Source organism: Flavobacteriales bacterium (assembly GCA_020635795.1).
GTDB lineage: Bacteria > Bacteroidota > Bacteroidia > Flavobacteriales_E > Vicingaceae > Vicingus.
Map to the genome: position 1 here is coordinate 22657 of JACJZD010000004.1, position 18898 is coordinate 41554.

Genomic DNA, 18898 nt, shown 5'->3' on the forward strand with positions numbered 1-18898 from the left:
AACATATAAATGAGAAAACATATATTACTTTTTTTGTTGATAATTGGTAGCATATCTATCCATGCTCAAGATGTTATTCATTTTATAAGATTAAACCCCGACTCGGCGTTAAACAATATTCGTTTTTCTTGTTTGGATGTATTAGATGCTAGAACAAATACCGAAAATATTGGTAACTCTATAGGTCCTGCTGGAGCTGTTGCACAATTAGAAGGTGGTTTTACAGAAAGTTTAAAAACAACGCTTTTAAAAATGCTGCCTCAACAAGAAAATAAATTAGGGCTAGTTTTTATTATTAGGGAATTAGAGATTTCAGAAAGGGTTGACGAAATAAATAGTTTTGGATTTTGTAATCTTGAAATAGAGTTTGCAAAGAAAGTCGATACACTATTGTTTTCATTAGGTGTTTTTGATGCCCATATTGTTAGTAAAGGATTAAAAATCACAGATTCACATGACAAAAGAATTTTAATGGCATTGGAAGAATGTGTTTTAAAATTAGATCAAACCAATTGGGAGAATGCCCAAGAAATACTTATTGACGATATCCATCATAAATTAGTTTATGATTACAAAAGTGTGCCACCAAAAGGAGCTTACTTAAACTTTCAAAGTATGCTTCGAAGAACTCCAATCGATAGTAATGAGTTACAAATTAGGCAATATAATGCTTCAAAAAAGAACCCAATTTATGCAATAAAGTCAAATAATACTGACCTTCCAAAAAATGTTCAGTTTGCTTCTGATGGAGAAAATATTTATTTACACATTAGCAAATATGAATTTGCAAAATCTACTGTAATTGGGAAATATATTTATTTTCAGGGTAAATTTCCACCAACTACTAATCCAGAAATAGATGCTGCTGCAGCTGCTGGATTTGTTGTAGCTGGTGTTATTACTGGAATTTTAACTGGGGTAGTTTTTCTTCCAGCAGGTGGTGGTTCAGGAAATAATGCTCCTATTAACGGACTTGTTTTGGATACCGAGACAGGTCAGTTGAAAGGACTAACTGATTATAATTTAGTAAATTATACCAAACCTTATCCCGAAATCCTTAAAGAATACAGATCATCTAAACGAAATTTAGAAGCAAAAGAAAACGTTATTAAACAGTTGAATGCAAAATTTGAATAAATTTATTTAATTTCTTCATCCATTTGGTTAAAAGTAGCTTTATGTTCAAAGTTTAAATTCAGTTCCATTTCTATCTTTTCTTTTGTTGGTCTTATTGTTATAAAATATACAATTAATACACCAGCCATAATTAGGAAAAGTAAATTACCTGTTAGCATATAAATAACAATACTAAACATGGCAGGACCCTCAAGTAAAGCAAACCTAATTATACTTGCTGTTTGATAACCCATTAGTTTGTCTTTTAGTAATGATACATTAGATAATTCATTTACTTTTTTAGTAAAAATAAAATTACTAGCAAATGCCATGCTTATTGCCATTGCTGGAACAATTACAGTGAAAAAGTTACTATCAAAATCGAAAACCAATACATTGGTTTCAACTGTAGAATATGTTACACCTGCAAAAAGTAATAGCCCAATTATTAGTGCTAAATGTATAATTGTAATTCTTTGGATAAAGCTTTTTGGAGTAAACGAAATAGGTTGATTATTTTCCATAATAACAAGTGTGTATAAAATAAAATTAATTACTATTCGAATGTACAAATTCTGCGGCAATAATTGAAAATTTATTACTTTTAGTGAATGAATTGAATTAATAAGCCCAAAAAACAAATATGTTACAATTAATCATCGACATTATTATTAGTAAGATTTTTCTGATTCAAAGTAATGATTCTTTAGAATTTTATAACAACATGATTCAACAACAAGAAAAGATAAAGAAACTTGATGAAGAATATAAAGTTTTAGAAGAGGATAATTTTGACTACAAGTTAAAGCTTGGATTAATTATTTTACTTGTCATTATGGTTGTTGCAATAGTTATTGTAATGTACTCTAAAAGTAAAAATAAGAGGTAATGAAATTAATTATGGAAATACCTAGTAGTCCACTCCGTAAAAATGTAAAAAGGTATAAAACCAAAAAAGTCCCGCAGTATTGCGGGACTTTTTGATGGTGGTGCCTCCAGGAATCGAATCCCATAAATACGGAAATTTATAATTTCCAGTATTTATGAGGACTCTCGAAAATCTAACAAATTGGAAATTTGAAGATTTTCGGAGCCAGGGACACAAGGATTTTCAGTAATAAATTGAATGGTTTTAATTCGGGATTTAAATTTTTTTATCTTTTGCTCTAAAATATAAGCCTCACTTCTAGATTCAACACAAATAAACCAAACAAGATTCCAAGGTAAAAATTTTGATGTATATGTTGATTTACCATTATTATGGTCATATAATCTTTTTACAACATTACCTGTTTGACCGATATAAAACCTGCCATCAACATTACTTTGTAATATGTAAACATAAAAAAGCATAAGCATAAAAACCAAAAAACCTCTGTGGTTAAACAGAGGTTTTTGATGGTGGTGCCTCCAGGAATCGAACCAGGGACACAAGGATTTTCAGTCCTTTGCTCTACCGACTGAGCTAAGGCACCAGTTATTTACGGTCGGCAAATGTATTAAAATAAATCAATCATCAAAAAAAAAATGGATACAATTTGTACTTTTGATGTTCAATTTAGGTCTTAAGCATTGAAAATCAATTGAATTTAGTCATCGACATAGGCAACACATTGGTTAAATTAGCCGTGTTCAACAAAAATGAACTCATTTTTAACAAAAATTATGATTCATTAACACCTTTAGAGGTGCAAGAAATCCTTAAACGGTTTAATATTGTTCATTCAATAATTTCTAATGTGCGAAATACTGACATCAATTTAGAAAATTTGTTGAATACAAGCACAAACTTTTATCAACTAAACGAACAAACTTTATTGCCTTTTCAAAATTTATATGCTACACCAACCACTTTGGGTAAAGACCGCATGGCTTTAATTGCAGCAGCATGTAATTTATTTCCACAACGAAACGTTTTAGTGGTTGATATGGGAACTTGTATTACTTACGATGTTGTAACAGCAGATAAAAAATATTTAGGAGGTGCTATTTCTCCGGGACTAAACATGAGGTTTAAAGCCTTAAACCAATTCACAGGCAATTTACCTTTGGTTGAATTTACCGAAAACGAAAAGCCAAATTTAATAGGAGATTCAACAATCAACTCCATAACATCGGGAGTTTATAATGGTGTTAAAACCGAATTGGAAGGCACCATTGCTAGTTATAACAAGCAATACGAAAATATTCAGGTGGTTTTAACAGGAGGAAATGCCGAAATGTTTGATTTAGAATCAAAAAATCGCATCTTTGCAGACAAATTTTTTCTGCTGAAAGGATTAAACGAAATTTTAGAATATAATGCAAAAAATTAGTAGGGTTTTAGTGTTTTTGATGGTAGCTTTTTTAGGTGTTGAGGGTTTTTCTCAAGCCACTACTAATTCGCCATATTCTCGTTTCGGAATAGGTCTTTTACGCTCCGAAAGCTTTAATCAAAACTTTGGCTTAGGAGGAACAGGTATAGGTTTACGTTCTTACAACAACATCAATTTAATCAATCCAGCTTCGTATTCCGAAGTTACTATTACTACCTTCGAAGTGGCTGGAACAAATAATGCCTTATGGTTGTCTGATGGTAAACAAACACAGTACAACAATAATCCACACATCAATTATTTAGCTTTTGCCTTTCCAGTTATTAGTAACAAATGGGGTATGGCTTTTGGAGCTAAACCATACTCGAGCGTTGGTTATAATTATAACACAGTTCAAGCCGATTCTATTGCTGGTAATGTAAGCTATTATTACCAAGGCGATGGAGGTATCACTAAAGTGTTTTTTGGGAATGCCTTGAAATTTAAAATTGACTCGACATCGAGTATTTCTGCTGGACATAATCTATCTTTTTTGTTTGGAAACATTAATGCAGATAAAAAAATTATTTTAGGTAGTGTGTCAAATTCATTCAATCTGTGGGAAGTTACCAATAGCCATTTAGCCGATTTTACTTCCGATTTTGGGTTGCAATATCAAAAAACATTTACTAATGCAAAAGACGAAAAATACTTTTTAACCATTGGGGCAACTTATGCGTTAGGAGCAGATTTAAAGACAAAAAGAACACATAATGTGAGAACATTTACTGGTAATATCGATTTTGGAGCAATAAAAGATACTGTTGAATATGTTGCAGATGCAAATGATGTAACATCTATACCTTCTCGCTTGGGTGGTGGTATTGCATTAGAAAAAGCTAACAAATGGACTTTGGCAGTAGATTTTAAAACCATTAATTACGGAGATATCAAATCAACAGAGCCAAATGTAAGTTTCAAAAACAATTATACGATTTCTTCTGGTTTTGAGTTTATTCCTAAGTACGATGCGTTTAATAATTATTTTAAACGAGTAAAATATAAATTCGGCGCTAGATACTCAACTGCTTATTTATCAATAAATAATACAGATATTACAGAGTATGGCATAACTTTTGGGATAGGTTTGCCAATCAAACGAACTGACACCTCGATGCCTGGTTTAAATTTAGGAATCGAATATGGTAACAGAGGTGTTGAAAGTAATGGTTTAGTAAAAGAAACATTTGTCAACTTTAATGTTGGAATAACAATAAACGACAGATGGTTTATAAAAAGAAAATACGATTAAGAATAAAAACAGATTGAAATGAGAAAGTTAACATTAACATTAGTAGCAATAGCAATAGCAAGTTTAACCTTTGCACAAGGTAAATACGGTAAAACTCCCGAAGATAGTATTGTTTGTATCGAAAGTTTAATTTATAAAGATTATTTAAAAAGCGACCCAGCTTTAGCAATGAGCTTATGGAAAAAGGCTTACAAAACTTGTCCTGAGTCTCAGTTAACGCTTTATATTAATGGTGTTAAAATGTATCAAGATTTAATTAGAGATGCAAAAGACGCAAAAACCCAACAAGCTTATAAAGATACCATGTATTCTATTTTTGACCAACGTATTGCTGTATTTGGTGATGAAGCAAAAGTATTGGGTATTAAAGGTCAAACCATGTTAGTATTTAGTAAAAATGAAACACAAGCTACATTTGACGTGTTAAATAAAGCAATTGATTTAGGTAAAAACGAAACTGAGCCAGGAACAATGGTTGCTGTTATGTTTGCCGTAGTTAATTTGGAGAAAGATGGAAAAAAAGCAAAATCTGATGTAGTTGAAATGTACGAGAAATGTTTAGACATTATTGCTAAAAACACTGATGATAGTTATGGCGAAGCACAGAAAAAAGTAGAAGCGTTAGCTGCTCCATATTTAGATTGCGAAATATTAGTACCTATGGCTGAAAAAAACTTCGAAGCTAATAAAGGTAATGTAGATTGGTTAAGAAGAACCATGAAACTGTTACGTTACAAAAAATGTTACGATGCTGCTGTTTTTGCTAAAGTTGCTGAATCATATTTTGCTCTTGAACCAAGTGCAGAAGGAGCAGAAGGAATGGGTAAATTATTTTTAGGCAAAAAAGACTATACTAAAGCTATCGAGTTCTTTAATAAAGCTGCAGAGATGTCTCAAAAAGATGAAGAAAAAGCTCAATTTATGTTGAGTATTGCAGAAGCTTATTTATATGCAAAAAACTACTCTTCAGCACGTAGTTATGCAAATAAAGCATTAGCACTAAAAAGTAATTTAGGTGATGCTTACATTGTAATTGGTGATGCTTATTTATACAGTGCAAGTTCTTGTGATGATGGAGAGTTAGGTAAATGGGGTGCGTACTGGGCAGCAGTGGATAAATACCAAAAAGCAAGATCTGTTGACGAAGCAGCAGGAGAAGAAGCAAATAAAAAAATAGCAAGAGTTTCTTCTAGTTTCCCAACAACCAAAGATTTGTTCTTTTATGGTAAACAAAAAGGCGATGCTTATACCGTTGCTTGTTGGATAAACGAAGGTACATCTGTTAGAACAAGTGATTAATGATAAATAAAATTTTCATTCATATAAGTAAAGTAATCCCGATTATATTAATCGGGATTCTTTGTTCATGTGAAAATAATATGGATGAAGTTAATGCGCTTACGAATAAAGTTAAAGAGCCTATTCGAAGAGGTAAAAATGTAGAGTTGATTTATTCAGAGAATGCCAATGTAAAAGTAAAGGTAAATGCTCCGTTACTTGAAGAATATGCTGGAGAAGACAATTACACTGAAATGACCAAAGGAATCGAAGTCAATTTTTTTGATTCGCTTAAAAACGTGACTACTACTTTAACATCAAATTATGCAATACATAGAGCTTCTAAAAACATCATGGAAGCCAAAAACGATGTAGTAGTTACAAACGAAAAAGGAGATAAGTTAAATACCGAACATTTGATTTGGTTTCAAGATTCTGCTAAAATTTTCACCAATGAGTTTGTAAAAATTACTACGAAAGATGAAATTATTATGGGAGAAGGGTTGGAGTCGAATGAGAAGTTTACCAAGTATAAAATCTTAAAGATTAAAGGAACTATTAACCTGAAAGACGAAGAAATAAATCAATAAATAAAACGATGCAAAAAGTAATACGATTTTTAGAACTAATGTGGCTGTTAATAGCGGTGTTTTGTATAATAATAGGTACATATAAGCTTTTTACTAACCCTGATATTGCTGATGCGTTGTTTTTCTATATTTTTTGTGGATTAGCTGTTATACTTTACTTTTTACGAAGAAGACAGCGAAAAAACATGGAAAACTCCTCACAACAGTAAAAAAATGATTTATTTTGATGCTGTAATTATGTCAAAACACAAATGACCATTAGTTTAATTTACGTTTTAATTGCCATTTTCTTTTCAGCTTTTTTTTCGGGAATGGAAATTGCCTTTATTTCTGCCAACCGTTTAAAAATAGAGTTAGAAAAAAAACAAGGCGATTTTTCAGCTAAAATTCTTTCAAGTTTTATACAAAAACCCGCAAGTTTTATTGGGGCCATGTTAATTGGCAACAACATCGCATTGGTTGTTTATAGTATAATGATGTCGCAATTGCTAGAACCACATATTTTGGTTTATACCAAAAGCGAAACAGTGGTTTTGTTAGTTCAAACATTAATTTCAACCTTAATAGTATTGTTTTTTGCAGAGTTTTTACCAAAGGCACTACTTCGTATAAACCCAAATTTTGCCTTAAAAGTTGCGGCAATTCCGTTAAAATTAATCTATTTGGTGTTGTTTCCTTTTACTTACGTGACCAGTAAAATTTCTAATGGAATTCTATTTTTGTTTAAAGTAGATACTTCTAATAGTAGCTTGGCATTTACAAAAGTAGATTTGGAGCATTTTGTTATGGATATCCAAGAGAGACAAGAGAGCGGAGAAGAAATTGAACACGAAATCCAAATTTTTAAAAATGCATTGGAGTTTACCGATGTAAAAGCCCGTGAATGCATGATTCACCGAACCGAAATAATTGCAATGGATATTAATGATTCTATTGAAGAATTGAATCAAAAATTTATAGAAACCGAACTTTCCAAGATATTGATTTATAGAGATTCTATCGATAATATTATTGGTTACGTTCATTCTATTGAATTATTTAAACGACCAGAAAGTATCAAGTCGATTTTGTTGCCCATTTCAATTGTTCCTGAATCGATGTTGGCAAGCGAAATTTTAAAACAGTTTATTAATCAGCGTAGGAGTATGGCGGTGGTAGTTGATGAATTTGGAGGAACATCTGGCGTTATTACTACCGAAGATATTATTGAAGAAATTTTTGGGGAGATTGATGATGAGCATGATGTGGAGGAATTAATCGATAAACAATTGGATGATAACACGTATCAATTTTCTGCTAAAACAGAAATAGACTACATCAACGATAAATATAAACTAGAATTACCTGAATCTGAAGAATATGAAACTTTAGGGGGATTAATCTTTTATTATCACGAAAGTATACCTGAAAAAGACGATAAAATTTTCATTGAAAAATTTGTTTTAACTATAGACGAAGTAAGCAACAATAAAATAGAATTAATTACCCTTCAAATTTCTGATGAATAAGAACTGAGGGAGTGTTTTAAACTACTTTTGAAAATAAAAAAATAATCACAAATAATAAACAAAAAACTGCTTTTATATTTCGAGCAACAATCGTATATTCGCAGCCCAAATATTTTTTAGAAAATGGCAGTAATAGGAAAAATTAGAGAAAAATCAGCGTTATTGTTGATTGTTATAGGTGTAGCGATGTTAGCTTTTATCTTAGGTGACTTGTTCCAATCAGGACAATCATTTTTTGGTGGCGACAACAATGTTGGTGAAATAGGAGAAGATAAAATCTCTGCAATTGATTTCAATAACCAATACGAAGTGGCTATTAGCAGATGGGAGATGCAAAATAAATCTACTGCAAATGAGCAAGTTAGAGAGTCATTGTTGGAGCAGGTATGGAATGATATTATTAGAGAAAAAGTGGTGGTAAGCCAAATTAATGAATTAGGTATTGCGGTTTCTCCACAAGAATTATTTGATATGATTCAAGGTAATGAGCCACATCCTCAAGTAAAACAAGCATTTTCTAATCCTCAAACAGGAGAGTTTAGTCCTGCACAAGTTTTACAATTCTTAAAAAGTTTAGAAACAATGCCTGTTGAAAATAAAAATCAATGGTTATTGTTTGAAGATGGTATTCAAAAAGAAAGAGTGACTTCAAAATATTTTAACTTGATTAAAAAAGGGTTTTATGCTCCACAAGCTTTTGCTAAAAGAGTTTACAACGAGCAAACCGAAAAACGTAACATCAAATTTGTTGCAAAAAGATATTTTACAGTTCCTGATAGTACGGTAACAGTTACAGATGCTGAAAAATTAGCATACTATAAAGAACATAAAAACGAATACAAACAAGATGCATCTAGAACGATAGAGTATGTTAAGTTTGACGTAACTCCATCAGCTGTTGATATTGAGGAAGCAAGAAAATGGATGGTTGAAGCTGTAGAAGAATTTAAAGCATCTACCAACGATTCTGCGTATGTAATGTTTAACTCTGATGTTCCATTTGATGCTAATTACTATACGCAAGATAATATGCCTTATGTTGAAGATTCTAATTTCTTTAATGTTGAAGTAGGTACAGTTTCTGAGCTTTTTGAAGAAGATAATTCTTTTGTTTTAGCAAAATTAGTTAATACAAAATTGGTTTCTGACTCAGTAAAAGCAAGACACATTTTGTTGAAAGTTGCTCAACCAGGTGATTCAACTGCATATTTTAAATTGGATAGTATTAAAACAGTTATTCAAAAAGGTGGTAAGTTCGATGAATTGGCAAAAGCAATGTCAGAAGATGTTGGTTCAGCAATTGAAGGTGGAGATTTAGGTTGGTTTAGAGAAGGTCAGATGGTTCCTGAGTTTAACGATGCTTGTTTTAATGGTAAAAAGGGTGATTTAACAATAGTACAAACACAATTTGGATTTCACTTAATTGAAATTACTGGCCAAGGAGATAAAGTGAAAAAAGTTCAAGTTGCTAAATTGTATAGAGCTATTGAGCCTAGTAACGCGACATTTGATGAGGTTTTCGCAAAAGCTAGTGGCTTTTATTCAGCAAATAGTTCCTCAGAGAACTTTACTAAATCAACTGAAGATGGTGAGTTTATGAAACGAATTGCTGAAGTTAAAGCAAGTGATAAAACAATTGCCGGATTAGATTCTCCTAGAGAATTAATTAGATGGGCTTACAAAAATGAAAAAGGTGAAGTTTCTGCACCATTTCAATTCGGACAAAGTTTTGTTGTAGCTCATTTAGCCGAAGTAAAAGAAGAAGGAATAGCTCCAATGGAACAAGTTGAGATTCAAGTAGAATTGGGTGCTAAGAAAATGAAAAAAGTAGAAATGTTTACCAAAGAAATGTCAGGATTTAAATCGTTAGATGAATTGGCTGCTAAAATTGGTGGACAAGTAGAATCTACAGCTGATGTTACTTTTGCTAGTTTTTCAGTTCCGTTTTTAGGAAATGAACCAAGAATTTTGGGAGTTATACCTACTTTACAAAAAGGACAGTTAAGTGTTCCAATTGAAGGAAAAGCTGGAGTGTTTGTTGTTTTTGTAGAAGAAGTTGTTCCAGCTCCAGAAATAAAAGATTTTGCTCCTTATAAAGTTCAATTAGAACAAATGTATTCTAATAATGCTAGTAAAGCATACGAAGCTCTACAAAGCAAATTTGGAGTGAAAGACGAAAGATATAAATTCTATTAATATATTTAAAAGCCTCATTTTTAATGAGGCTTTTTTATTTGTATAATTTTGTAAAACATCAATTTTAAATACCATGTCAACATTTAATTATCAAGATCCATATCCGTTAAGCAAGGATAAAACCAATTACAAATTAATTTCTAGTGAATTTGTTTCTACTGTTGAAGTTGATGGTCGAAAAATCTTAAAAGTTGACCCTAAAGCTATTGAGTTATTAGCACAACAAGCCATGGTTGATGTCTCATTTATGTTGAGAACTGCACATTTAGAAAAAGTAGCCAAAATTTTGGACGACCCAGAGTCTACCGATAATGATAGATTTGTTGCTTATACGTTACTGGTGAATGCTCAAATTGCTGCTGAAGGACAATTGCCTTCTTGTCAGGATACTGGAACGGCTATAGTGATGGCAAAAAAAGGAGAGGATGTTTATACCGGTGTTAATGATGTGGAATATTTGTCAAAAGGTATTTATCAAACTTATCAAGATAAAAATTTACGCTATTCTCAAGTTGTTCCGATTACGATGTTTGAAGAAAAAAATTCAGGAAACAACTTGCCCGCACAAATTGATATATATTCGACTCAAGGTAACGAATATAAATTTTTGTTTTTGGCGAAAGGTGGAGGTTCTGCAAACAAAACATACTTATACCAACAAACTAAAGCAGTGTTGAACGAGAAAAGTATGACTGAATTTGTTATCAATAAAATAAAAGATTTAGGTACTGCTGCTTGCCCACCTTATCATTTAGCTTTTGTAGTTGGTGGAACATCTGCCGAAGCTAATTTAAAAGCAGTAAAGTTAGCTTCTACTGGCTATTATGATGATTTACCAACCGAAGGAAATATCGGAGGGCAAGCATTTCGTGATTTAGAATGGGAAGAAAAAATTCATAAAATTTGTCAAGAAAGTCAAATAGGGGCTCAGTTTGGAGGTAAATATTTTACGCACGATGTTAAAGTAATTCGGTTGCCACGACATGCAGCATCTTGCCCAGTAGGTATTGGAGTAAGTTGCTCGGCGGATAGAAACATTAAAGGAAAAATTACCGAAAAAGGTATTTTCTTAGAACAATTGGAGACTAATCCTGGAAGATTTGTTCCGGAAAAAGCACCACATTTACAACCAGCAGTTGAAATAGATTTAAATATGCCAATGGCTGAACAGTTGAAAATACTTTCTAAATACCCGATAAAAACACGGTTGAATTTGAGAGGAACCTTGATTGTTGCTAGAGATATCGCTCACGCTAAAATCAAAGAATTGTTAGAAAGCGGAAAACCAATGCCAGAATATTTTAAAAATCATCCTATTTATTATGCTGGTCCAGCAAAAACGCCAGAAGGAATGCCTTCAGGTAGTTTTGGACCTACAACTGCTGGGCGAATGGATTCTTATGTTGCAGAATTTCAAGCACAAGGTGGTTCAATGATTATGTTAGCTAAAGGAAATCGATCACCACAAGTTCGAGAGGCTTGTAAAAAATTCGGAGGATTTTATTTAGGCTCAATTGGTGGTCCGGCTGCAATTTTGGCAAAACAAAATATTAAATCGGTTGAAGTAGTTGATTTTCCTGAATTAGGCATGGAAGCAGTGCGTAAAATTGAAGTAGAAAACTTCCCAGCTTTTATTATTTGTGATGATAAAGGGAATGATTTTTTTGAAAATATGTAAAAAAAGAATCCATCAATGATGGATTCTTTTTATGATAAAAAACATTGTAAGTTGACTTGTTTTTTTTACTTTTACAGTGAATAATTAAAACTCAAACAAATGGTTTCTCTAGGTTGGATATTTTTCTTTGTAATTTTCTTAATGGCTTTGTGGATGTTGATTTTCCTATTCACAGTTGTTGTTCCAGGTTCTATTAAGTTATTTATGCTAAACAAAATGGCTCCTAAGTTTATTAGAGAGTTGGCTGGTTTAGAGGACGAAAAATCAAAGTAGTTCTAAAACTTTTTCTGGTGGTCGTCCAATAATAGCTTTATTATTGGCTACTACTATTGGTCGTTCAATTAATTTTGGATTTTCAACCATTGCTTTTATCCATTCTGAATCTTTCAGCGTTTTTCCCTTAAATTTTTCTTTGTAAACATCTTCACCTTTTCTTACCAATTCTTCTGGTTTAATCTTTAATAGTGTTATTATTTCGGTAAGTTCTTTTACTGTCGGAACATTATTTAAATATTCAACAATTTCTATTTTTTCTTTAGTGTTTTGCTGAAGCAATTCTAATGTTTGTCTGCTTTTGCTACATCTTGGATTGTGGTAAATTTTCATTTCTTTTAGTTTATAAGATTATTGGTTTAGAAGTTTAGAGGCTGTATTTATGGTTTAACCAAACTTTTAAACTTCTTTTTTAAAATGTTCAAATACTAGTTTAGCTCTTGTTTTACTGATTACTTTTTCTAATTCTGTTAACGAAGCCTGTTTTATTCTGGCAACCGATTTAAATTTCCACAATAACTCCTGTGAAGTTTTAAATCCAATGCCTTCAATTTCTGATAATTCTGATTTTATTAATTCTTTTGACCTGCGGTTTCTATGGTGTGTAATTCCAAATCGATGTGCTTCGTTTCTTAAATACTGAATTAGCTTTAACGATTCTGATTTTTTATTTAGATACAAAGGAATGGAATCGTTTGGAAAATAGATTTCTTCTAATTTTTTAGCGATACCTATTATGGTAATTTTACCTCTTAAACCTAATTCGTCAATACTCTTTAATGCTGAACTCAACTGACCTTTTCCTCCATCAATAATAATCAATTGGGGTAACGGCTGCTTTTCTTCCAACAATCTTTTGTAGCGCCTTAAAATAACCTCTTCCATACTTGCAAAATCATCAGGACCTTCAACCGTTTTAATATTAAAATGACGATAATCTTTTTTGCTTGGTTTGGCATCTTTAAAAACTACGCATGCTGCAACAGGGTTTGTCCCTTGTATGTTTGAATTGTCAAAACACTCAATATAAATGGGTTTTTCGGGCATTCGTAAATCCTTTTGTAGTTGTTCTAAAATACGGTCGCTATGTTTGGTAGGATTTACATTTTCCTTTTGTTTTTTCCGTTCTAATCGATAATATTTTGCATTTCGTTCTGATAAATCCAGTAAATGTTTTTTATCACCAATAGCTGGTACAATAAACTTTAGATTTTTGTCTGCTATGTCAGGAATAAAAGGAACAATAACCTCTTTCGATTGACTATCGAAACGTAAGCGGAGTTCAATAATTCCAATTTGCAAAAGTTCATCATCAGTCTCATCTAATTTCTTTTTTAATTCAATAGTATGCCCCTGTATAATTGCTCCATTTATTACTTTTAAGTAGTTGATAAAAGCATGTGTTTCGTCTGATATAATGGAGAAAACATCAACATCGTTAATGGTTGGGCTTACTACAACTGATTTGCTCTGGTAGTTTTCTAAGGTTTTAATCTTTTCCTTTAACAAATGAGCTTTTTCAAAGTCTAATTTCTCAGCACTTTCAGCCATCATTTTTTTTAAATGCTTGGTAACGCTATGAATGTTTCCTTTTATAATATTTTTTATATCGGTAATGTATTGTTGATACTCATCTTCTTGCTGATATCCAACACATGGTGCTTTACAGTTTCCAATATGATACTCTAAACACACCTTGAATTTTTGGGATTTTATATTTTCAGGAGTTAAACTGAAACTACAATTTCGTAAAGGAAAAAGTTCCCTAATTAAATCTAAAATGGTAGTCATCATTTTCCCAGAGGCATACGGACCAAAATATTCGGAGCCATCTTTAATTAAATTTCGAGTGGAAAATATTCGTGGAAAAGGTTCGTTTTTTATACAAATCCAAGGGTAAGTTTTATCGTCTTTTAATAAAATATTGTATTTGGGTTGATATTTTTTAATCAGATTATTTTCTAGCAACAACGCTTCAATTTCAGTTTCAACTACAATTGTTTTAATATCTGCAATTTGTTTAACTAAAATGGCAGTTTTATTATTTTCATGGTTCTTGGAAAAATAAGATGTAACTCTTTTTTTGAGATTTTTAGCCTTGCCTACATATAAAATTTCTCCATCAGTATTGTAATATTGATAGACACCTGGTTTGTTCGGTAGGTTTTTTATAAAAGTGTTCAGACTCATTAATTTCCAAATTTAATTAATATCTATTAGGATAATACTTTAATATTTTAGAAAAATCTAAGTACAAATACGCAACCATAAACACTAAACTTACGTAATCTCTACAAACTTAATTTCTTAAATTTTAATATTAATTACATTATATGAAGCAATTTACAATTGTTATTACCTTAGTATTTGTATTTTATTTGTCCAATAGTTTTGGCCAGGGAGGTGGAAAATTATTAGTTTTTGATGGCACCAACAATAATGTAGAGTTGAAATCCACTTTTCAAAATCAAGATGGAACCAAAAGTTTTAGTTTTTGTGCATGGATTAAATCTACCAATGTTGGAAAAGCTGGTCAAAGAGTATTGTGTGATGATGAAAATAATACAAAAGGATATGCTTTATCATTAGGAGATCCTGGTTCTGGATTGTTAAGGTTTTATGTAAGAGGACTTTCAACTGTTAGTCTTGATGTTCCCTCTGGTGCTAACCAATTATCTAATAATATTTGGTATCATGTTGCAGCGGTTTATGGATCAAAGTTCTAGAACTAGATATATTTATGTAAATGGTGTAGTAGCAGCTTCTCATACTCATGGAGTGGGTGAATGGACAAGTAGTGAAGTTGATGCTGGACCTGTTACTATTGGAGGAGAATCCGATGGTTCGGCAGAATCAACAAATAGATTTCAAGGACAAATAGATGAAGTAAGCTACTGGAATAAAGCATTGTCTCAAACCGAAATTCGTGATTTAATGTGTAAATCATTAATAGGTAGTGAACCTAATCTTTATGGTTATTGGAATTTTGATGGTGCTGGAATGGGAGTGAACAATGTTCCTGATTTATCGAGTAATGGGTTGACCGGAACAATGAAAAATATGAATGCAACAGAGATTGTTGTTTCTTCTATTCCACTTGGTACTGCAAGTGCTTACTCTTACCCTGTTTCTTGGGCGGGATTTAGTTTAACACTAGGTTCTACTTCTAAAGGTAATATGGAGGTTAAGACAGTATCAGGAACACCAGTTTCAGTGCACATTTATAGGGTTGATAATGTTCCAAATTATACAACAGGATTAAGTGGATTAGGAAATAACAATACTTATTTTGGAGTTTTTATTGTTGGAGGAACATCTCCTACATACACAAGTGTTTTTGATTATAGTAATTATCCAGATGCCAATACAAATGAAGCTACTTTGATATTAAATTCGAGGATTGACAATTCAATAACAACTTGGGCTGATGCATCAGCAACTTTGAATACAGGATTAAACACATTAACCAAGACTGGAAATAATAATAGAGCTGAATTTATTTTATCTAATCCCTCAAGTCCTTTGCCAATAAAACTTTTAAGTTTTGAAGCTAATTTTAATGTAGATAAAGTTGATTTGAAATGGATTACAGCATCAGAAATAAACAACGATTACTTTACTATTGAAAAAAGTAAAGACTTAAAAAATTGGGAAATTGTTTCTAATGTTAGCGGAGCTGGAAATAGTAATACTACAATAGAATATTTAGATGTAGATTATTCCCCTTTTCAAGGTATATCTTATTACCGATTAAAACAAACAGATTTTGATGGGGCTTTTACTTATTCTAATATAGTTCCTGTTAGGGTTGAAAAAAAACAAAGTGGTGAGTTTAGTTTATTTCCAAATCCATTACAATCAGGTGAGCATTTAAAAATTCAGTTCTCTGAAATAATTGAAAGCGAAGTTTTAATCGTATTGCGAGATACAAAGGGAGAAGAGTTTTTCTCAAAGGTAGTTTTAAATTATGAAGATAAATCCTTAATTGCGATACCAATTGATAAAACTATTCCTTCAGGAATTTATTTAGTTACAGCATCTTCAGAAAATCAAATCTATAATCAAAAGTTGATTATAAAAGGGAGTTCTAACAATTAATCTTTTACGTATCCGCAATCTAGAGGGATTAAGGGAATGTTACTTTAAAAATAGAATTTTAGAACATCCTTCAAGTAATATCCCTTTTAGCAATTGAAATAATATGTTTATTAACATAATAGATAAAACTATATCTTTAATTTTTTTTGTTTCGTATTTACTTTTTTATTTAGTTTTATACCTTTAAATGAACAACTTAAATTAATAGTTATGAAAAAAATATTATTACTCTTTTGCATTGTTTTTACTAGTTTTTTTGGATTTAGTCAGATAAAACACATCACTTTTACCGATTCAATAAAGGTTGATGTTAATGGATTTGGGTATGTAAATAATTATAGAATTAATGCTGTTCCAAATTCAAACGACTATTTTTTAGCTGGTACTTATGATAATTTAAGTTACGGGATGAATTATTATATTGCTAATCTGGATTATCAAGGTGCTGTAATTTTTGATACAGTAATTGAATTTTCCACCGTTTCATCAATGCCTTACCCTTACTTAAATGCTACAGTAGCATCAGATATAGACTTTACTATTTTTTCTAATTATGAGAATACAAACTATAAAAATCAGCCATTTATAGCCAATTTTGATTTATATGGAAACCACAATTGGAATAAATATTATGAAATAGATACCTTAAATTTTGAAGTTAGGGGTGGGATAAGAACTGATGATGGGGGTTATGTTATTTATGGCTTTGCATCTAATTGGACTACGATGAACATGTCTTACATCATTAAAACAGATGGTTCTGGAGGTGTTATTTGGTCAAAATTTTATGGAAGTAAAAATGCTGGTGATGTTGATTTTAAAAATGACATAAAAACTTTAGAACAAACTAAAGATGGTGGATTTTTATTTGCCTCATCGGAGTATAGTGATTTCTTCGAGGTGGGAGCATCTTTAATGAAATTAACTAAAATTGATGAACTTGGAAATATTGTTTGGAGCAATGCTTTGAGTTTTGATGCTCCTTATGAAAATATGGATGGTGGTGCAGGTATAGTATCAGTAAATGTTATTGATAGCAATAATGTAATAATTTCAGCTACAATATCTGATACTTCTTTATTTACAAGAAGATTGGTTCTTTTAAATGTAGACCCTTTAAATGGGAATACAAATTGGAAAAAATCATATTATCTGAATGCAGGAGAAGGAAATTTTAACGTAGAAAAAATAATCCAAACTACTACAGGACATTTAGCCGGGTATTTCAATAGCGATACGTATGGAAGTGTACTTTTTAAACTAAACACAACTGGTCAATTTTTAGAAATGAGAACCAACCAAGAATTGCCAATAGGAAATGGAAATACTTATTATGTTTCAATTGCAAATACGAGTGATGGTGGAGTAATAACTTCTGCAAATCGGAACAGCGGTAGTGGTGTTATGTTGTTTAAAACGGATGGGTATTTAAATACAAACTGCCCAGAAACCATGAGTTTTTCATTGCCAATAGAAGATACTTTGGGTTTTGTAAATTATTCTTTTATTGATACAGTTTATGATGTAGTAGTTAATGAATTATCTACCACCGTACTAACGCCTTCTAATTCTATAGAAAGTATAAATGACAATTATTGTTCTTGCGAATTGAATGTTTACGGAAACATTGATTACTCTAGTACTTTTGCTGATAGTGTGATGGTTTTTCTTTACCAAATAACCGAAACAGGTAAATACGTAAAAAGAGATTCAGTAGAAACAGACGTTGCAGGATATTATCAATTTAATTATTTACCTGATGGTGCTTATGTTGTAAAGGCAGTTCCATCAACAATTAAATACCCCAACTATTTACCATCCTATTTTGATTTTTCAACACCAACAACTCAATGGGATAGTGCATTTGTTTTAAACTTAGCATGTGGTAACAATACAATAGCTGTCGATATAAGCTTAATACCAAAATTACCTCAAACAGGTTCATGGCAATGTAATGGTTATGTTTTAGAGTATTATGGATATAATTCTGGGTTGAGAAGAGCTCCTGGAGAACCAATACCAGATATTGATATTACAATTGATCAATCTCCAGGGGGTTCAATAAATTCAGCTACTACTGATCAAAATGGATTTTTTCAATTTACAGGATTAAACAATAATGCCACGTTTGTTGTAAGAGCTGATATACCAGGGTTACCTAATGATTCTATTTATACGTTTACGGTTAACCCAGGAGATGGTCCGCTAGATTCGTTAAATTTCTATGTAGATACTGTTGGAGTTTATATTTTACCAGAATATATATTTACAGGTATTGATTTGATTAATTCAGAGGATATTGACGTAAGTATTAGACCAAATCCAACCGCATCATCTTTTAATTTAGAAATAAATTCTATAAGCAATTCTAAAATAGAAGTTAAATTAATGAATAGTATAGGAGAAGTTGTATTAACTAAGTCTCCAAATATTAATATAGGATTGAATAGAATAAGCTTTGAACTCCAAAATCAACCAGCAGGAATCTATTTCCTTTCAATAAACTATGAAAACCAACATTTTATAAAGAAAATAGTTAAGCAATAAAAAAAAAG

18 protein-coding genes and 1 tRNA gene are annotated in these 18898 nt (G+C 31.5%); 14 read left to right on the forward strand and 5 right to left on the reverse strand.

The features are described 5' to 3' along the window. Window positions 1–9 precede the first annotated feature (9 nt). Window positions 10–1137, forward strand: coding sequence for a hypothetical protein (locus H6589_10475; protein MCB9175022.1), 1128 nt, complete (start codon window positions 10–12; stop codon window positions 1135–1137). A 2-nt stretch (window positions 1138–1139) separates the two neighbouring features. Here H6589_10475 and H6589_10480 read toward each other — a convergent pair whose 3' ends face one another. Further along, window positions 1140–1640: a hypothetical protein gene (locus H6589_10480; protein ID MCB9175023.1), complete on the reverse strand. Its 501-nt coding sequence runs from the start codon at window positions 1638–1640 to the stop codon at window positions 1140–1142. A 119-nt stretch (window positions 1641–1759) separates the two neighbouring features. Between H6589_10480 and H6589_10485 the strand changes: the two genes are divergently transcribed. Next, window positions 1760–2005 carry a hypothetical protein gene (locus H6589_10485; protein ID MCB9175024.1) on the forward strand — a complete coding sequence of 82 codons (246 nt, stop codon included), beginning with the start codon at window positions 1760–1762 and terminating at the stop codon, window positions 2003–2005. A gap of 152 nt (window positions 2006–2157) precedes the next feature. On the opposite strand, the gene H6589_10490 is transcribed toward H6589_10485, so the two are convergent. Further along, window positions 2158–2469, reverse strand: a complete 312-nt coding sequence (locus H6589_10490; GenBank protein MCB9175025.1) for a GIY-YIG nuclease family protein — start codon at window positions 2467–2469, stop codon at window positions 2158–2160. Window positions 2470–2515: 46 nt separating this feature from the next. Further along, window positions 2516–2591: transfer RNA gene (locus tag H6589_10495), tRNA-Phe, on the reverse strand. A 108-nt stretch (window positions 2592–2699) separates the two neighbouring features. Here H6589_10495 and H6589_10500 point away from each other — a divergent pair. The 9 genes from H6589_10500 to H6589_10540 all read left to right on the forward strand — a co-directional run bounded on the left by H6589_10500 (window position 2700) and on the right by H6589_10540 (window position 12245). After that, a complete protein-coding gene (locus H6589_10500) occupies window positions 2700–3431 on the forward strand; it encodes a type III pantothenate kinase (protein ID MCB9175026.1) in 732 nt (243 codons plus the stop codon). Then, entirely contained in the window at window positions 3418–4722 is a 1305-nt protein-coding gene (locus H6589_10505; protein MCB9175027.1) for a hypothetical protein, read from the forward strand. Before H6589_10500 ends, H6589_10505 begins: the two co-directional genes overlap by 14 nt. Before the next feature lie 18 nt (window positions 4723–4740). Further along, window positions 4741–6021, forward strand: a complete 1281-nt coding sequence (locus H6589_10510) for a tetratricopeptide repeat protein (GenBank protein MCB9175028.1) — start codon at window positions 4741–4743, stop codon at window positions 6019–6021. A gap of 80 nt (window positions 6022–6101) precedes the next feature. Next, window positions 6102–6590 (forward strand): LPS export ABC transporter periplasmic protein LptC, encoded by a 489-nt coding sequence (lptC, locus tag H6589_10515; protein MCB9175029.1) that lies wholly within the window; start codon window positions 6102–6104, stop codon window positions 6588–6590. A gap of 8 nt (window positions 6591–6598) precedes the next feature. Further along, on the forward strand, window positions 6599–6799 hold the full coding sequence (locus H6589_10520; protein ID MCB9175030.1) for a hypothetical protein: 201 nt from the start codon (window positions 6599–6601) through the stop codon (window positions 6797–6799). Window positions 6800–6841: 42 nt separating this feature from the next. Then, complete coding sequence (locus H6589_10525; GenBank protein MCB9175031.1) at window positions 6842–8098, forward strand: HlyC/CorC family transporter; 1257 nt, start codon at window positions 6842–6844, stop codon at window positions 8096–8098. Window positions 8099–8221: 123 nt separating this feature from the next. Beyond that, window positions 8222–10294, forward strand: coding sequence for a SurA N-terminal domain-containing protein (locus tag H6589_10530; protein MCB9175032.1), 2073 nt, complete (start codon window positions 8222–8224; stop codon window positions 10292–10294). 73 nt (window positions 10295–10367) lie between these two features. Beyond that, window positions 10368–11972 (forward strand): fumarate hydratase, encoded by a 1605-nt coding sequence (locus H6589_10535; protein MCB9175033.1) that lies wholly within the window; start codon window positions 10368–10370, stop codon window positions 11970–11972. 99 nt (window positions 11973–12071) lie between these two features. Beyond that, complete coding sequence (locus H6589_10540) at window positions 12072–12245, forward strand: hypothetical protein (GenBank protein MCB9175034.1); 174 nt, start codon at window positions 12072–12074, stop codon at window positions 12243–12245. Here the strand turns inward: H6589_10540 and arsC are convergent. Then, window positions 12237–12578, reverse strand: coding sequence for an arsenate reductase (glutaredoxin) (gene arsC, locus H6589_10545; protein MCB9175035.1), 342 nt, complete (start codon window positions 12576–12578; stop codon window positions 12237–12239). The genes H6589_10540 and arsC overlap by 9 nt on opposite strands. 66 nt (window positions 12579–12644) lie before the next feature. Then, entirely contained in the window at window positions 12645–14435 is a 1791-nt protein-coding gene (gene uvrC / locus H6589_10550) for an excinuclease ABC subunit UvrC (protein MCB9175036.1), read from the reverse strand. Window positions 14436–14578: 143 nt separating this feature from the next. Here uvrC and H6589_10555 point away from each other — a divergent pair, with 143 nt between their 5' ends. The 3 genes from H6589_10555 (at window position 14579) to H6589_10565 (ending at window position 18890) form a co-directional block, all read left to right on the forward strand. Further along, entirely contained in the window at window positions 14579–14971 is a 393-nt protein-coding gene (locus H6589_10555; GenBank protein ID MCB9175037.1) for a hypothetical protein, read from the forward strand. Next, window positions 14940–16343: a T9SS type A sorting domain-containing protein gene (locus H6589_10560; protein ID MCB9175038.1), complete on the forward strand. Its 1404-nt coding sequence runs from the start codon at window positions 14940–14942 to the stop codon at window positions 16341–16343. Before H6589_10555 ends, H6589_10560 begins: the two co-directional genes overlap by 32 nt. A gap of 210 nt (window positions 16344–16553) precedes the next feature. After that, a complete protein-coding gene (locus tag H6589_10565; GenBank protein ID MCB9175039.1) occupies window positions 16554–18890 on the forward strand; it encodes a T9SS type A sorting domain-containing protein in 2337 nt (778 codons plus the stop codon). The last annotated feature ends 8 nt before the right edge of the window (window positions 18891–18898 follow it).

Excerpts from the sequence above, each read along its gene's own strand:
- H6589_10505 (MCB9175027.1), top strand. The coding sequence starts at position 3,418 with ATGCAAAAAATTAGTAGGGTTTTAGTGTTTTTGATGGTAGCTTTTTTA.
- H6589_10535 (MCB9175033.1), top strand. The coding sequence starts at position 10,368 with ATGTCAACATTTAATTATCAAGATCCATATCCGTTAAGCAAGGATAAA.
- H6589_10510 (MCB9175028.1), top strand. The coding sequence starts at position 4,741 with ATGAGAAAGTTAACATTAACATTAGTAGCAATAGCAATAGCAAGTTTA.
- H6589_10555 (MCB9175037.1), top strand. The coding sequence starts at position 14,579 with ATGAAGCAATTTACAATTGTTATTACCTTAGTATTTGTATTTTATTTG.
- uvrC (MCB9175036.1), bottom strand. The coding sequence starts at position 14,435 with ATGAGTCTGAACACTTTTATAAAAAACCTACCGAACAAACCAGGTGTC.
- H6589_10560 (MCB9175038.1), top strand. The coding sequence starts at position 14,940 with ATGTTGCAGCGGTTTATGGATCAAAGTTCTAGAACTAGATATATTTAT.
- H6589_10530 (MCB9175032.1), top strand. The coding sequence starts at position 8,222 with ATGGCAGTAATAGGAAAAATTAGAGAAAAATCAGCGTTATTGTTGATT.
- arsC (MCB9175035.1), bottom strand. The coding sequence starts at position 12,578 with ATGAAAATTTACCACAATCCAAGATGTAGCAAAAGCAGACAAACATTA.
- H6589_10480 (MCB9175023.1), bottom strand. The coding sequence starts at position 1,640 with ATGGAAAATAATCAACCTATTTCGTTTACTCCAAAAAGCTTTATCCAA.
- H6589_10520 (MCB9175030.1), top strand. The coding sequence starts at position 6,599 with ATGCAAAAAGTAATACGATTTTTAGAACTAATGTGGCTGTTAATAGCG.
- H6589_10485 (MCB9175024.1), top strand. The coding sequence starts at position 1,760 with ATGTTACAATTAATCATCGACATTATTATTAGTAAGATTTTTCTGATT.
- H6589_10540 (MCB9175034.1), top strand. The coding sequence starts at position 12,072 with ATGGTTTCTCTAGGTTGGATATTTTTCTTTGTAATTTTCTTAATGGCT.
- H6589_10565 (MCB9175039.1), top strand. The coding sequence starts at position 16,554 with ATGAAAAAAATATTATTACTCTTTTGCATTGTTTTTACTAGTTTTTTT.
- H6589_10475 (MCB9175022.1), top strand. The coding sequence starts at position 10 with ATGAGAAAACATATATTACTTTTTTTGTTGATAATTGGTAGCATATCT.
- H6589_10525 (MCB9175031.1), top strand. The coding sequence starts at position 6,842 with ATGACCATTAGTTTAATTTACGTTTTAATTGCCATTTTCTTTTCAGCT.
- H6589_10490 (MCB9175025.1), bottom strand. The coding sequence starts at position 2,469 with ATGCTTTTTTATGTTTACATATTACAAAGTAATGTTGATGGCAGGTTT.
- lptC (MCB9175029.1), top strand. The coding sequence starts at position 6,102 with ATGGATGAAGTTAATGCGCTTACGAATAAAGTTAAAGAGCCTATTCGA.